This window comes from Streptomyces sp. NPDC030840 (assembly GCF_055572015.1).
Genome location: NZ_JBVIEE010000005.1, coordinates 327,870 through 342,844, shown reverse-complemented (window position 1 = coordinate 342,844; position 14,975 = coordinate 327,870). Strand labels below are relative to the sequence as shown.

Sequence of the window (14,975 nt, the reverse complement as noted above, 5' to 3'; positions counted from 1 at the left end):
CCAGCCCTCGGTCAGATGAGGATCCGGGTGAATCCCTGCTCGACCGCGGGCCCGGTGGCGTCGTGGAACTCCAGCTCGTTGAGGCGCTCCAGGTCGAAGGCGACCGAGCCGAGCGACCCGTTGGTCTCCACGCGGAGCGCGTTCTTGCGCCCGGTGGCGAACCTCGTCGCCTCGCAGAACAGAACGACCCTTGAGCTGCCGGCAGACCGTCTACTGTGGCGTCGTTGTTGCCATCGGCTCGACCGCGGCCGGCGGTCACCGTCCACCGTGCCCACCGAGTCGGGCGTCGCGTCGCGCGTCAGTGTTCTGGATCTGCCATCTCTGGTTGTCGCCGCCCCAGCAGGTCCATAGCTGCACCTTGAAGGTGGCGGTGTTCACGTCGAGGCAGAGGCCGGGGCGCACGCTGCGGATGGTGCCGTCAGCGCCCACCGTCCAGCGTTGGTTGTCGCCGCCGTTACACGCCCACGTACCGACCACGGTGCCGTTCGTCGTCCCGCTGTTGTAGGCGTCCAGGCACTTCTGGCCCCCAAGTGCGGTGATCTGTCCGCCGGCCGTCAAGGTCCACTGCTGGCCGACCGTGTTGGCGCAGGTGGACACCTGGACCTGGATGTTCGCGGTGGTCCCGCCGGGGATGTCGAGGCAGCGCCCGGTGCTGACGGCGCGCAGCAGACTGGCCGGGGCCGGGACGTCGCCGTCCAGGCCCCAGCCGTATCTGAGGCGCTCGCGGCCGCTGGGGCTGGGGGTGCTGAGGGTGAGGTTGGTACCGGTGCCGTGCAGTTTCTGCATGGCATACCAGTCGTCGCCCTGGCCGGCGCGTATCTTCCCGCCCAGCCCGGGCCAGTAGATGGAGCCGATCCCCAGTTCCCGGAGCACCGTGGTGGTGGCCCGGAAGTAGCGCACGAAGTTGTCGGTGCTGCCGGCGTCGTGGTAGTTCAGCCCGGTATCCATCGGCGCGCCGAACTCGTCGACGACAGTGCGGTCGGCGCAGGAGCCGATCGCGTTCCGCAGGTACGCCACCCACTGGTCGTAGGTCTTCGCGCCGCTGAAGAACGTGTAGTGGTGCAGCGACAGGAACGTCCCGTCAAGGCGGCGGTCGGCGCACATGGATTTGATGTCGGTGTTCAGGCCGGCGCCGCTGACGAAGACGCGGTTCCGTGGAATCGACGGGTGGCTGTTGATCCAGTTGCTCACCAGGTTCGCCCACTCGCCGGCGCTGTGCCCGCCCGGTTCGTTCATCGGCTCGAAGTAGACGAGGCCGTTGGTGCCGTACCGGGCAAGCACGGTGTTCCACATGGTGTCGAAGGCGCTCGGGTTGACGATGCGACCGTCGCGCGCGGCCACCCCGTCGTCCCAGTAGGAAAGGACGACCTTGAATCCCTTCGCGGTGGCTGCGTCTATCGCGCCCGCGTACGCGCTCCACCAGCTCGTCCCGACTGTGTAAGTGTTGATCGGGAGCCGAACGGTGTTGGCGCCCAGGTTGTTCTCGAAGCCGGTGTAGATGGCGTTGGCTTTCGCCACGACCGTCTCGTAGCTGTCGGAGCCGCTCAACCCGTGCAGGACCAGCGGTCCACCGTGGAAGTTGTCACCGAGCCGGGCCCAGTTGACGCCGCGGAACTGGGCGGTGTCGGCGGCGGCCGGCGAGGCGCTCTGGTGCTCGACGACCGCGAGCGCGCTGAGAGCGGTCAGGATGCAGGCGAGCGCCCGGGCGAGGTGGCGCCGGCGATGGGTGTGGGGCATGGTCGTGCCTTCCCGGTTGGCGGTGTGGTCACGTCTGCGCTGTGCGGGACCCGTTGATGCAGGCCGCCTGGCGGCAGCCGGCCGAGCCGGCGCGGAGCTTGCCCTCTCCGCGCCGGCCCCCTCCCAGATCACTCGCGCAGCGAGCATGTCAGCGTCATGCCGCTGCCGTGGCGCCTGGGAAGCCTCGCTCCCCGGCTTCGCCCGGATCTCCGGTCAGCAGGGGGAGTTGGTCCATGCCCTGGTAAAGGAAGTCCCCGGGGTCCACGCCGGGCCCGAGAACGTCGCGTTGTGGGAGCGGGCGAACGGGCTCGGCTCCGTCGCCAGGTGTGGCGTACTGCGTCACGCCGACCGCCGCTACCCCGCTACCGCCGTCGGCGAACGCCTCGTTCACCACGTCCCAGGCGTGAATCTGCCCGCGGCAGTGGGCAGCCACCCGCGTCACGTGGTTGATGGCGGCGTTGCGCAGGTCGCCGCCGGACAGGCCCAGCGCCCCGCCGGGCTGCTGGGCGTGCCGGAGCAGCGTGTGTCCGCGCACGCTCATGCCGTTGGGCGGGTATGGCTGACGATGCGGTCACCGCCGCTGTAGTTGAAGACATCCCGCTGCGGCTCGGTGGCGTCCCATTTCGTCTCATTCTCGGCGACGGCGCTGTTGATCACGCGGTTGAGAGCTCGGCGGTGCCCGCGAACAGTGGCACCGTGCCGGCCCGACCGACCCGGCCGGCAGGGCCAACAGCAGGGGCAGGATCGCTCGGGTCCGGGGCCGCCGCGGCGGATCGACCGAGTGCACGAATTCGTTCATCACCGCCGCCTTTCGTTTTTCGACTTCCACTTTCACAGGTCATGAAGGGGGAACGTCATACGTCGACGACTAGAACATTGGCAGATTGCCGTGGTCCATTCAAGAGGGAACCGTCGATGTATTTGGGCCTGAGCCATCGTGCAACCAAGCGGAGAAGCGGGACTATTGACGACCACCCCGCATAACCATTTCAGACGGTGAATCGGAATGACGGACGCGTGTGAATCGCGGCAGTTTTCGTTATTGGCGGTCGGCTCAAACAGTCGCAGTCACCGTAGTGCCGAAAAGCACGGCGTCGTCGCCGTACGCGAAGACTCGGGTGCCGGCTCCAGCGGCGCTCAGGCGAGCTGGCCGAGTAACCCGGCCTTGACGCCGGCAACCGGCCCGGAGCCGACCTCGGCCGGCTCGGCTCCCCTCACGACGGCATTCCCTGTCGCCCCGGCGAGCGCGGGTTGGTCGAGCACCGTGGCCGATCGCGCCAGCGGGACGGGGAGCAGCGCCAAGGCGACGATCAGCCGGTCAAGGGGTACCAGTTCGTCGGCGGCCCGGCCGCAGTCCGCACAGGATCGGGTGTGCCGGGTGATGCGCTTACGCCACAGCGTGCTCGGTACGCCGTCCCAGCCCCCCAGCGCGGCGGTCAGCAGTGGGCACCGGGGGCTGGCTTCCAGCGCGGCGACGAGTGACCGGCTCAGCTCCAGTTGGTTGCGCATCCGCTGGATGCGCACACCCGCGTGAGCCACGCTCGTTCCCAGCGCCGCCGCGAGCTCCGCCCGCGTCAGCCGGCCCGTGGTCTCCAGACACCACAGCGACAGCAGCGCCCGGGCGTCCGGGTCGAGCCATCGACTGGCGCGTACGGTCTTTCGGCGGTGACCGGACAGCTCGACGTGGATCAGGGCCAGGTTCTCGGCGTCGGCGTCCGGCGGGTCGGTCATCTCGTCGAGTGGGGCCGTCCGTTCGGCGTCCGCCTGCCGCCGGTGCAGATGGGTGCTGATCTGCCGTGTCGCGATCGTGGCCAGCCAGGGCCGGAAGCACTCCGGGGCGCGCAACGTGCGCAGTTCGGGAAGTGCCCGCAGCATCGTGTCCTGCACCACGTCGTCGACGTCCGCAAGCTCACCCAGTGCCCTGCGCACGATCGTGTACACCAGCGGCAGGTACGTCGCGGCCAGGTCGTCGAGCGCTCGTGGATCGCCGGCCTGTGCGGCGACGACCAGGCTCGTCTCGTCGGCTCGGCCAGCTCGCATCACGAGCCCGTACACGTTGCCTCGGGCGAGGCCGCCCCAGGTGCCGCGCACGTCGCCACCCCCGGGTTCACACACACGATCGACTCGGGCGCAGCCAGCTGGTAATCGGCCCATCATCGCCCCAGCCATCCGCCGTCAACGGGAGGAACGATGCCGTGGACATGGTCCGACGCCGGGGAGGCGAGGAACACCGTGGCCCCGGCGAGATCGTCGGCGCGTCTCCGGCGACCGGCCGGGATCCGGCCAAGGATCGCCTGGTTGCGCCGGAGGTCCGGGCATAGCGCCTCGGCATCGTCGGTGGCGATACAGCCCGGTGCGATGGCGTTGACGTCGACGCCGCGCCCGCCCCACGCCCTCGCCAGGGCCGGCGCCTCGGCGCCCCGGCTCTCGGTCTCGAGGGTGCGGGCCCCGCGGTAGACAACCGTCTTCATCGATCCTCCATCCCCATGGTGTCGAACGTCCCTTCCGCGGTGGATCGGCATGGTCCAGGGGTGACCGCGAGCAGCCGCCGGCCGGCCTGCTCCGGCCGTATGTGCGGTCCGTCGGGTGCGTGTGCCGCTCGCTGACGGGCCGCGGCCATCACCGTTTCGTCGATCCGGATGCCCAGGCCCGGCGTGTCGCCGAGCACGAAGGCGCCGTCCTCGACGTGCAGGTCCATCGCGACGCCGATCGGCGGCTGCAGGCCCTGTAGTTCGCTGACGAGGTGGTTGGGCACCGACGTCGCGGCGTGCAGCAGCGCGACAGGCGTGTTGCCGATCGGGCTCACCGGCAGGTCGTAGGCGTGCGCCAGCGCGGCGACACGCAGGAAGTGGGTGACTCCCCAGACCGCGGCCGTCTGGACGATGTCGACACCTCCCGCCGCGATCAGCGGGCGGAACTGCTCTAGGCCGGTGAGGTTCTCCCCACTGGCGACCGCCGTCCGTACGCCACGGCTGACAGCGGCCAGGCCGTCGGCGTCCCAGCGCCGGACCGGCTCCTCGATCCACGTCAGGTCGAGTACGCGTTCCAGTTCACCGACGTGGCGTACCGCCTGCTTGCGGCTCCACGACTCGTTCGCATCCAGCATGAGCCCTGGTCGCCTCCCGTGCGCGGCCTCGGTCAGTACCTCGCGTACGAGCAACAGCCGGTGCCGGTCACGCTCGATGTCCAGGCCGCCCTTGAGCTTCGCCGCCCTCAGCCCGCGTTCGGCATACACCTGGTAGGTGGCGACGAGCTCGTCGTCGGTGAGGCCGATGTCCAGGCCGGAGGCGTAGGCGTGGACCGTGCGGTCGTTGCCTCCGAGCAACCGCCACAGCGGCTCACCCACGGCCTGTGCCTTGATGTCCCACAACGCCGTGTCGAACGCGCCGATCGTGCCGAACACCACGCCGGCATGCCCGGCTTTGAAGGTGTGCCGCAGCATGCGGTCGTAGAGGGCGGTCACCGCGCGCGGGTCCTGGCCGTCGATGGCGGCGAAGATCGCCTCGGCTTCCACGTGCGGTCCCAGGCCGACTCCGGTGATCCCCTCATCGGTCTCGACGATGACGACCGGCACGGGCACGACGCCGTCGGCGTAGACGCCGTTGGCGTCACCGACAGGTCGGCCCCATCGCTGTGCCGTCGTCAGAGTTCTGTACCCGGTGATGCGCATGCGTCAGCCCTTCGTCGCGCCGGCCGTCACGCCGTCGGCGATCTGGCGCTGCAGGAACAGGTAGGTCACCAACACGGGTAGCCCGGCGATCAGGACGCCGGCTGCGAAGGTGGGGATGTCGGCGGAGTACTGGCCGCGCAGTGAGGTGATGCCCACCATCAGGGTGCGATGGTCGGCCGACGGCATCATCAGCAGCGCGATGAGCACGTCGTTCCAGCAGAACAGCGCGTCGAGGATGCCCACCGACAGCAGTGCCGGAGCGCCCATCGGCAGCATGATCCGCCGGTAGACGCCGTACAGGGTGTTGCCGTCGATCCGTGCGGCGTCGACGAGTTCGGTGGGCACCGCTCGGTAGTAGCTCGTCATCAGGAAGACGGTGAACGGCAGGAACTGCGCGACGTAGGCGAGGACCAGCCCCGGATAGGTGTCGATGAGACCGCCGTCGGCCATGAGCCTGGCCAGCGGCACCATGATCACCTGGAAGGGGATGAACAGTGCCGCGAGGCACACCAGAGTCAGCGCGGACGAGCCACGGAACCGCACCTGGGCCAGCGCGAACCCGGCCATGGACCCGATGAGCAGCAACAGCGCCACGGCGCAGGCCACCACGATCACGGAGTTGAGGAAGTACCGTCCCATGCCGTCGCTGTTCCACGCGGTGCTGAGGTTGTCCCACCTCAGCGTTCTTGCCAGGGAGAACCGGTCGAGGACGTACTCCCGGCGGGTCTTCATCGCGACGTTGGCGGTGAACAGCAGCGGGTAGATCGTGGCCAGGGCGAGGAGCGCCATCGGCACGGCGACCAGCCATCTGCTCGGTCCCAGGCGGGACATCAGTCCTCCCTCCCCGCCCGGCGCAGCAGGCCGACCTGTAGCAGGCCCACGACCAGCATGATGAGGAAGAGGAGGGTGGACGCGGCCGACGCGAGCGCCGGGCGGCTCATCTGCCCTTGCTGGACCCAGATGTAGTACTCCGGCAGATAGGTCGACCCTTCCGGGCCACCACTGGTCATGACGTAGAGCAGCCCGAACATCGAGGTCAGCATCCCGATCATCGTGGTGACGACGACGAACTGGATGGTGCGGGACAGACCCGGGATGATGACGTGCCAGATCATCCGGGCGAGCGAGGCGCCGTCGACCCGTGCGGCGTCCAGGAGCGCGGGGTCCAGGGTCGAGAACCCGGCCAGGAACACCACCAGCGCCATCCCTGACGTCGCCCAGATGTGCACGCCGACGACGGTGAACATGGTTACGTCGGGATCGCCGAGCCAGTCCACCGGGCCGAGCCCCGAGCCGCCGAGCACGGCGTTCAGCGGACCGTCGAAGGCCAGGAGCAGGTTGAAGATCGCGCCGACGATCACCGGTGAGAGCACAGCCGGGAAGAAGTAGACGCTCCGGAAGATCGCGTGTCCTGGGACCCGCAGATAGATGAAGGTGGCGAGCAGGCCCGGGATCGCGACCGCGACCGGCAGCAGCAGCACCAGCAGTCCGACGTTGCACAGCGCGGTCCGGAACAGCGGGTCGTCGATGAGCTCCGCGTAGTTGTCGAACCCCACCGCGGCGCCGTTGTGTTCGCCGTCACCGGTGAAGGAGAAGTTGACACCCAGTCCCAGTGGCCAGAGCCGGAGCACCACGATGATCAGGACGGCGGGAGCGACCAGGATGTAGGGGGCGAGGCGGTCGGCGCGCCGGCCGCCCCGGACTCGCGGAGACTTCGGCGCAGGGCCGCGGCCACCTACCGCCTCACCTGCTGGCGCCCCGTCGGTCCGCCCTGCTTGAGCAGCGCGGGCCGACGAACCAATGGGTGACATGGCCTCAGCCCGCCTGGTCGGATGCCGCCAGCTGCTCGACCGCCGCGTCGACCGTGACCGATCCGCTCAGCAGTTGCTGGGACAGCCGCCCCATCAGGTCCACGGTCTTGGACGGCAGGGCCACGTGCAGGGCGGGCTTGCCACGGTCGATCTCGGACACGATGGTGGCGACGGCTGGGCCACCGCTCGAGACGTCCACGGTGCGGTCGGCCGCGATGGCGCCCGCGTCGGCGTGGAACGACTTCAGCGCGTCCGTCGAGGTCAGGGAGCGCACCAGGTCGGCGGCGGCCTTGGGTTCCTTGGTCCACTTCGCGACGGCGTAGCCGATGCCGCCGTCGTAGGGAAGGCTCGGTGTGGCACCGGCCGTGACGACCGGCGACTTCATGACGCCGACATCGTCGGCGTCGAGGAATTCGGCGAAGTCCTTCCAGTGCCCGGTGTCCGACATCAACCCGATGACGTGGGCTGCCTTGTTGGACTGGAACACCGCGAACGCGTCGTTGAACATCGCCGTCGAGTTCGCCCCGTCGTTGTTCAGGCCTTTGTCGTCGGCCTCTTTCCAGAGCGAGAAGATCCGCTTGACCGCCGGTGAGGACCAGTCCCGTCTGCCGGCGATCCAGTCGTCGTACTCCGTGGGCGACAGGACGCCCGAGCCGAGCCCGGACAGGAAGAACTGGATACCGATGCCTTCCTTGTTGCCCTGCGCGAAGCACCTGGCGCCGGTCGCCTTGGTGATGGTCCGGCAGTCGGCGACGAACTCGTCCCAGCTGGTGGCCGGCTGCTCCGGATCCAGCCCTGCCTTCCGGTAGAGCGACTTGTTGTAGTAGATCGGGTGACCTTGCAAGGTCACCGGAGCGGCGTAGGTCTTGCTGTCCTTGGTGAAGGCCTCCCACCCGGCCAGCCGCTTCCTGTCATCACGGACGTACTCGTCCAACGGCAGAAGAGAGTCCGCCCGGTCGCGGATCTGCCCGCCGCCGTTGAAGAGCATGACGTCCGGTCCCTTGCCGGCCTGGAGGGCGGTCCCTAGCAGGGTGTAGTACTGCTCGAACGGCTGCGCGACGAACTCGACCGTCACGCCGGGATGCCGCTGGGCGAAGTGGGCCTTGGCCTTCTTGACGTAGGAGGACGCCGTGGCGTCGCCGGACTTCCAGTCCCAGACGACGAGTCTGCCCTTCGAACCACCGGGCGCCGAATCCGGGTCGGAGGCGCTTCCGCAGCCGGCTAAGACCACGAGCCCGGCAACCAGGGTCGCCGACCACAGTGTTCGCTGCTTCATTGCTGCCCCACTCTCCTGAGGTGGCCGGCTGTCCGGCGATTGAGGTTGAGGAGGAACGCAACTCGTATTACGTATGTAACTCGTATGACGTATGACGTCAACAGGGATGCCGTATAGTAGGCGAGCATCCGTGGTACGACACGGGTCCCGGGGGGTGCCATGACGGCAGTACCGCAGTCATCCGCAGAGGCATCCGAGGCTCCCGGCTGGAGCCGGCGCCCGGCGAACCTCGCCGCCGCGGTCACGGCTGAGCTGGTGGAGCGGATCGTCCGTGGAGTCCATCCGTCCGGTTCGTCGCTCCCCCCTGAGCCCGTGCTCTGCGAGACCTTCTCGGTCAGCCGCACCGTGGTCCGCGAGGCGGTGAAGATACTTCAGGAGAAGGGGCTGGTGCAGGTCCGCCAGGGCGCCGGCACGATGGTCACCCCGCCGGCGATGTGGAACATGCTTGACGAGCTGGTCCTCGGCGCGACGATCGCCGAAGACGAGAGCCTGGCGATCCTCGATCACCTCGTCGAGACCCGGCGCGTGCTGGAGTCCGATATGGCCAACGTCGCCGCCCGTCTGGCGAACGCCGAGGTGATCGACCGGCTACGCAGTCTGGTGGAGCGGATGGACGAACTCGTCGACGACCCCGCTTCGTACCAGGAAGAGGACCGGGCGTTCCACGACACCGTCATGCAGGCGTCGGGGAACCGCATCGGCCGTGCCGTGGTCCGTTCGCTGGAGCGTCAGGTCATCAACTCTGCCCGTTACACGGGCCGAACCGGCCGCGCCCTCTGCGTCGCGTCCAACCACGGTCACCGGCGCATCTACGAGCGGATCGCCGCGCACGACCCCAGGGGTGCGGCCGAGGCGATGTTCGCCCACATCACCGATGCGTGGGTGGTGCGCCGCAGCGGGCCGGGCGAGCCGACCCGGCTGCGGCGTTAGAGACCAGCCTCGCCGGCGGCCTACGAGTCTGCCGCGAGCGAGGCCGACGCCCCTTCCGCTATCGCTGTGCCCACTGCTGGTTGGTGCCGCCGTGGCAGGACCAGAGGGTGATCCTGGTGCCGTTGGCGGTGCCTGCGGCGTCGGCGTCGAGGCACAGTCCGGACTGGACGCCGGTGATGGTGCCGTTGGGGTTGACGTTCCACTGCTGGTTGTTCTGGCCGTTGCAGTCCCAGATGATGACGGCGGTGCCGTTGGTGGTGCCGCGTCCGCTGGCGTCGAGGCACTTGTCGCCGTTGACGGTCAGTTGTTTGCCGGCGGTGTAGGTCCAGGTCTGGCCGGCCGCGCCGGTGCAGTCCCAGAGTTGGGTCTGGGTGCCGTTGGTGGTGCCGGCGCCGGGGACGGTCAGGCAGCGGCCGGACTGCGCGCCCACGATCTGCTGAGCCGTGGTCGGCGGTGGGGTGGTGTCCTGCGGTCCGGCGGACGCCATCACGTCCTGGGCACCGGAAGGCCAGTTGCCGTTGGTGACCGTGACATTGCCGGAGACCACGTTGCCGCGGTCCCCGTTGGTCACGTTCGTGCTGCCGTTGGTCGACCAGTTGTCGGTGACGGTCCAGTTCCCCATGTTCTCGCCACCCCAGTAGTTGGCTGTCGCCCATGTACCGGTGTTCGAGAAGACATTGTTGGTGGCCTTGTAGTACTTCGAGCCCTCGTCGAAGTACACCCCGAAGTATCCGTTGGTCCGCAGGCAGTAGTTCCGGCTGATCTGCGCGCCCGGGTTCCATCCGAGCGTGTAGATGCAGCCACCGTCGTTCATCTGCTGCATGACGTCGTGGATGTAGTTGCCGATGAGCCGGTTGTTGGACGCGGTGGTCGGCGTTGTGTAGCGCGGCTGGTAGTTGTACAGGCCGCGGTTGGCATAGTGGTTGCTGCCGCCCGCGTCGTTGGCGCCCCAGCCGTACCCGATCGACATGCCGGAGTACGGCATGTTGTAGACCTCGTTCCGGGCGACGGTGCTGTTGGTGACGTACGTGGTCAGGACAGAGACGACGCCCCGGTAGTCCGCCCCGAGGTCGTGGATGCGGTTGTTGCTGATCGTGATGTCCCTGTTGACCATGCGCTGGTCGCTCGGGTGGTGGGCGTCGGCGCGCACGCCGCCCACGAGGATGCCACCGGCTGAGCTCCGGGCGATCTCCGACCGGGTCACCGTGATGTTGCCGGCGCCCAGGCCGACGCCGCTGGCGTGCGCGCCCGCGTCGTTGCCGATGCCGATGGCCGTCTGGCCCAGGTTGACGAACCGGGAGTCGCTGAAAGTGATGGTGTTGGCGGCGGAGACCTGCACGGCGGCCGGCATCTGCGACCAGTGCGGCCGGGCGGCCTCGAACTGCGTGCAGCCGTTGTGGCAGGAGTCGAAGCCCGGCCAGCTCCAGTTGCCGGCGAGGTACGCGCCGGTCTGCTGGTCCACGTAACCCTGGTTGCTGCTGGGACCCAGCCAGCTCGTACCGGTGAAGGTGATCCCGCTGAACGTGATGTGGTGCGCCGGCTCGCTGTACGTGCCCCCGACGTTCACCAGCGACTGCAGCGTCGGCAGTTCCACGTCGGTGGTGCTCATGTTCTGCCCGGCCCGGGGGATGTAGTACAAGGCTCCGGCCCTGGGGTTGAGGTACCACTCGCCGGGCGAGTCAAGGAACTCGTACGCGTTGGACAGGTAGAACGGACCGGCCCGGTGTGGCCGCATGAGGGTGTCGTAGCCGAAGTTGTTGTTGTTCCACGCCGGCTGCTGCATCGTGATGAAGTTCGAACTGATGCTCTGCACCGGCGAGTACCGGTCGGTGAAGGAGTTGACGCCCTCCACCTCGATCCGGCTCTGGTCGGCCAGGTTGTTCAGATAGCTCAGCGCACCGCCCGAGAACCTCAGTCCGGCGCTGGAGGCCGTGAAATCGGCCCTGTTCACCTGCGTGCGTGCCCGGGTGGCGACGGCGCCGTCGACATAGAGCTGCCGGGCATCGAGACCGGCGGGCACGTCGGCCTTCCAGATGTTCCTGGCTGCGTCGGCCACCGACCAGCCGGTGACCGCCCGGGCACCGCTGATCACCGGACGCGCCGAGGGGGCGGCCTGCCACACGACCGTGTGACCGCCTGAGCCGGAGTCCTCCGCCGTCAGCCGGAAGGGCTGGGAAAGTCGGTACACACCGTCGGCCAACTGCACCACGATGTCGTCCGACATGGCGTCGTTGAGCGAGCGCACCGCCGCCTGCGCGGCTGTCAGTGAGCACGGCCGCGCGCTGGAACAGTCAGTGCCGGTGCCGGACGGCGAGACGTACACAGTGAGGGGAGCTGCGGATGCGGGCGAGGGGGACGCGATCACGGCGGTCGCGGTCAAACCGACTGTGGCGGCTCCGGCCAGAAGCCGCCTTCGTATCGTGAGAGTGGTGAACACGTTTTCTCCTTGTGGCGGTTCCCGGGCCAAAGGGGATGACGGCAGAAGCGACCCCTCCCCCATCACCCGGTCAAGGGAGCGTTTTCCAGTCCATGGAGGACAGTGCGGAGGTAGGACAGCCCGTCACGGGCCAGGGCGTCCTGCGACGGGGCGAGCGGCCGCCAGATCGAGGCCGCGGTGGCGATGGCCTCGTTCTGCGCGGTGAACGACTCGATGCACAGCGCGCCGCCGTAGCCGGCCCTGGCCAGGCCGGCGAGGAAGCGTGGCCAGTCGAAGTGGTCGGCGCCCGGGGTGCCGCGGTCGGTTCCGCTGACCTGGACGTGCTTGATGTGCGGACCAGCCGTGACGAGCGCCTCGCAGGGGTCGGCCTCCTCGATGTTCATGTGATAGGTGTCGATCATGAGACCGACGTTCCCGGGCAGGCCGTCGATCAGCTCCACCGCCTGCTCGACCGTGTTGACGACGCTCGTCTCATAGCGGTTGAGGGCCTCCACGCCGATGCTCACGCCCCGCTCCCCCGCGTGGTCGGCCACTGGCCGCAGGGCGCGGCGGACGTCCGCGTAGCAGGCCGCGCGCTCAGACGGTGACATCCGCCAGGTCCGCCCCACCGCGGCGTAGACCGGGCCGCCGACGCAGGGCGCGCCGACGGCCACCGCACTGTCCACACACGTTTTCAGGTACGCCACGGTGGAGGCGACGGCCTCCGGCGGGGCGTTCACGAGATCACGTCCGGGCGAGGTGACGGCACAGACGCCGACCGCGCGCAGGCCGTACGCCGCCAGCAGGTCCCGGGTGCGGGCCGGGTCCCAGTCGCCGGGTCGCTCGATCGGCAGCTCGACCGCGTCGAAACCGAACGCGGCGATCCGCGGCACCAGCTCGGCCATGGCCTCGTCGTCGACCGGCGAGGCCCAGACCCACGGGTTGACACCGATGGTGTACACCGGACTACTTCCAGCGCCGCGGGTAGCCGGGCAGGTCGGTGCAGCCGCACATCGCGTAGTGCAGCGGCGGCATGGTGGGGTCGACGTACTCGTCCAGGTTGTCCTGGGTGATGGTCGGCTGTGGCAGCTTCCACGGGTTCGGCACCCGCTCGCCGTCGAGGATCTTCAGCGCGGCGATGACCGGGGTGCGCCACTGATAGGTCGGATAGGTCGGGGCGATCGCCGTGAGCTTCTTGTCCTTCCACAGCTTCAGGAAGTCGAGCTGGTCCTCGCCGTTGATCGGCGGCACGGGCTTGCCGGCGTCCTCGAACGCCTCGACCGCCGCGCCCGCGACCGCCCCGGCGTCCATCCAGACGCCGTCGATCGTGCCGTACCGCTGGATGTAGTCGTTGACGATCTTCTTCGTCCTGGCCGGGTCGCCGTCGGTGAACTCGACGCCGACGACATCGACGCCCGCCTTGTCGAAGGCGACCTTGGCCGCGGACCAACGGGTCTCCAGCACGTCGACGCCGGGCAGGATGCGCAGCGCGAGCACCTTGCCACCCCGCTTCATCTTCTGGGTGACGAACTCCGCCGCGACGTGGCCGAATCCGTAGCCGCCGATCGGGTTGATGAACGTCACCGGGCAGGTCGTGTCGACGCCGCGGTCGAAGACGATGACCGGCAGGCCCTTCTGGCAGGCGGCCTTCACGGCCGGGGTGAGCGTCGCGGTGGTGTTCGGCGAGACGATGAGCGCGTGGCAGCCCTTGCCGAGGAGGTCGTTGATGTCGGCGATCTGCTTCTGGTCCTTGCCTTCGGCATCGACGTGGACGAACTCGGAGATCCGGCCGCGGTGCGTGTCGACCTCGGCCTGCATGGTCTTGAAACCGACCTGGCGCCACGGGTTGTTCAGCCCCGCGTTGGAGAAGCAGATCTTGTACGGGCCGGGCTTCTTGAACTTCGCGGTCTCCACCATCGCCGGGTTGAGCGCCTGCTCCCAGGGCTTGCCGGCCGGCCCGGTGGGCGCGGCATCCAGGAGCGCGAGCTGCTCCGCGTAGTCGGCCTGCACGAAGAACTTCGACTGCTTGCCGGTGCCCGACCCGCTGCCCGCGGAGGGCGAACCCGATGCGCCGGTGGTGGGCTCGTCGGTGGCGCAGCCGGCCAGCACCAGTAAGGTGCTCACGGCCAGCACCGTCATGGAATGCCTCACTGAATCCCCTTTTGTCTGGACGGGAAACGGAAGGACGCCGCCGCCACGGCGAGCAGGATGATCGCGCCCTGCACAGTCGGTCTGAGGGCGCCGGAGACGCCGTAGAAGTTCATGAGCGTGAAGAGCGTCTCGAGGGTCAGCGCGCCCAGCATCGCGCCGACGACCGAACCGCGGCCCCCGCCCAGAGCGACACCGCCGAGGACCGCCGCGGTGATCGCGCCGAACTCCAGGCCGGCACCGGCCTGGAACGACACTCCGCTGTACCCGCCGATGAGGACCGCCGCGAGCGTGGCGGCGAGCCCGCTGAGGACGAACGCCATGGTCTTGGCGCGCCACACGCGCACGCCGCTCAGCTCGGCGGTCCGCGGGTTGCCGCCGACCGCGACCAGCGTGCGGCCGAAGTCCGAACGTGTCAGCACCAGCGCCAGAGCGGCCGCCGCCAGCAGGATGACCAGGGCGTACGGGATCCGGCCCAGCGCGGGCACGTCCTCGAACGCCGACCGGCCTAGACGGCGGAACCCCTCGGAGAGGCCGCCCTTCGGGGCACCGTCGGACCACAGGTACACGGCACCGACGAGGATCAGGAACATCCCGAGGGTCGTGATGAAGGAAGGCACCCGCAGCCGCGTGGTGACGAGGCCGTTGACGAGGCCGACGACGATGCCGAACGCGAGCAGGACCACGGCGACGGGCCAGCCGGCCGACGGATCTCCGTCGATCAGCCGGGCGGCGACGACCACCTGCGCGGTGACCAGAGAGCCGACGGACAGGTCCAACTCGCCGGAGACGATGACGAAGTACTGGCCGGCGGCGAGCAGGACGATCGGCGCGGAGCGGCCGAGGAACGACATCAGCGACGGCGGCGAAAGGAAGTCCGGTTGGCGGGCGGCCAGCAGAACCAGTAACACCGCCAGAATCACGATGATCGGTGCGAGACCGCCGGAGCGGAACGTGAGGAGCCGCTGTGGGCGCGCGATCCGCATG

The 14,975-nt window shown here is 68.8% G+C and carries 14 protein-coding genes and 1 pseudogene; 1 reads left to right on the top strand and 14 read right to left on the bottom strand.

What is annotated here, in order from left to right:
- Window positions 1-14: 14 nt before the first annotated feature.
- The 10 genes and pseudogenes from ACZ49J_RS14400 to ACZ49J_RS14355 form a co-directional block, all read right to left on the bottom strand.
- Window positions 15-173: pseudogene (locus tag ACZ49J_RS14400) on the bottom strand (gfo/Idh/MocA family oxidoreductase); the annotation flags it as partial.
- An 82-nt stretch (window positions 174-255) separates the two neighbouring features.
- On the bottom strand, window positions 256-1,737 hold the full coding sequence (locus ACZ49J_RS14395) for an RICIN domain-containing protein (RefSeq protein ID WP_467448006.1): 1,482 nt from the start codon (window positions 1,735-1,737) through the stop codon (window positions 256-258).
- Window positions 1,738-1,891: 154 nt separating this feature from the next.
- Window positions 1,892-2,278 (bottom strand): endo-1,4-beta-xylanase, encoded by a 387-nt coding sequence (locus tag ACZ49J_RS14390; RefSeq protein ID WP_467448005.1) that lies wholly within the window; start codon window positions 2,276-2,278, stop codon window positions 1,892-1,894.
- Entirely contained in the window at window positions 2,275-2,394 is a 120-nt protein-coding gene (locus tag ACZ49J_RS14385; protein WP_467448004.1) for an endo-1,4-beta-xylanase, read from the bottom strand. Before ACZ49J_RS14385 ends, ACZ49J_RS14390 begins: the two co-directional genes overlap by 4 nt.
- 480 nt (window positions 2,395-2,874) lie before the next feature.
- Window positions 2,875-3,828, bottom strand: coding sequence for an RNA polymerase sigma factor (locus tag ACZ49J_RS14380; RefSeq protein WP_467448003.1), 954 nt, complete (start codon window positions 3,826-3,828; stop codon window positions 2,875-2,877).
- A 62-nt stretch (window positions 3,829-3,890) separates the two neighbouring features.
- Window positions 3,891-4,208: an SDR family oxidoreductase gene (locus tag ACZ49J_RS14375; RefSeq protein WP_467448002.1), complete on the bottom strand. Its 318-nt coding sequence runs from the start codon at window positions 4,206-4,208 to the stop codon at window positions 3,891-3,893.
- Window positions 4,205-5,407: a mandelate racemase/muconate lactonizing enzyme family protein gene (locus ACZ49J_RS14370; protein WP_467448001.1), complete on the bottom strand. Its 1,203-nt coding sequence runs from the start codon at window positions 5,405-5,407 to the stop codon at window positions 4,205-4,207. Before ACZ49J_RS14370 ends, ACZ49J_RS14375 begins: the two co-directional genes overlap by 4 nt.
- Before the next feature lie 3 nt (window positions 5,408-5,410).
- On the bottom strand, window positions 5,411-6,238 hold the full coding sequence (locus tag ACZ49J_RS14365; protein ID WP_467448000.1) for a carbohydrate ABC transporter permease: 828 nt from the start codon (window positions 6,236-6,238) through the stop codon (window positions 5,411-5,413).
- The gene (locus ACZ49J_RS14360) at window positions 6,238-7,038 is read right to left on the bottom strand and encodes a carbohydrate ABC transporter permease (protein ID WP_467448279.1); all 801 of its coding nucleotides are present in this window, start codon (window positions 7,036-7,038) and stop codon (window positions 6,238-6,240) included. The genes ACZ49J_RS14365 and ACZ49J_RS14360 overlap by 1 nt, the downstream gene beginning before the upstream one ends.
- 184 nt (window positions 7,039-7,222) lie before the next feature.
- Window positions 7,223-8,494, bottom strand: a complete 1,272-nt coding sequence (locus tag ACZ49J_RS14355) for an ABC transporter substrate-binding protein (protein ID WP_467447998.1) — start codon at window positions 8,492-8,494, stop codon at window positions 7,223-7,225.
- 159 nt (window positions 8,495-8,653) lie between these two features.
- Between ACZ49J_RS14355 and ACZ49J_RS14350 the strand changes: the two genes are divergently transcribed.
- A complete protein-coding gene (locus ACZ49J_RS14350; RefSeq protein WP_467447997.1) occupies window positions 8,654-9,424 on the top strand; it encodes a FadR/GntR family transcriptional regulator in 771 nt (256 codons plus the stop codon).
- Between the two features lie 58 nt (window positions 9,425-9,482).
- Here ACZ49J_RS14350 and ACZ49J_RS14345 read toward each other — a convergent pair whose 3' ends face one another.
- The 4 genes from ACZ49J_RS14345 to ACZ49J_RS14330 all read right to left on the bottom strand — a co-directional run bounded on the left by ACZ49J_RS14345 (window position 9,483) and on the right by ACZ49J_RS14330 (window position 14,974).
- Window positions 9,483-11,786 (bottom strand): RICIN domain-containing protein, encoded by a 2,304-nt coding sequence (locus tag ACZ49J_RS14345; protein ID WP_467448278.1) that lies wholly within the window; start codon window positions 11,784-11,786, stop codon window positions 9,483-9,485.
- Between the two features lie 137 nt (window positions 11,787-11,923).
- The gene (locus tag ACZ49J_RS14340) at window positions 11,924-12,802 is read right to left on the bottom strand and encodes a sugar phosphate isomerase/epimerase family protein (protein WP_467447996.1); all 879 of its coding nucleotides are present in this window, start codon (window positions 12,800-12,802) and stop codon (window positions 11,924-11,926) included.
- A gap of 4 nt (window positions 12,803-12,806) precedes the next feature.
- On the bottom strand, window positions 12,807-13,979 hold the full coding sequence (locus ACZ49J_RS14335; protein ID WP_467447995.1) for a substrate-binding domain-containing protein: 1,173 nt from the start codon (window positions 13,977-13,979) through the stop codon (window positions 12,807-12,809).
- Between the two features lie 8 nt (window positions 13,980-13,987).
- Entirely contained in the window at window positions 13,988-14,974 is a 987-nt protein-coding gene (locus ACZ49J_RS14330) for an ABC transporter permease (protein ID WP_467447993.1), read from the bottom strand.
- Between the last annotated feature and the right edge of the window lies 1 nt (window position 14,975).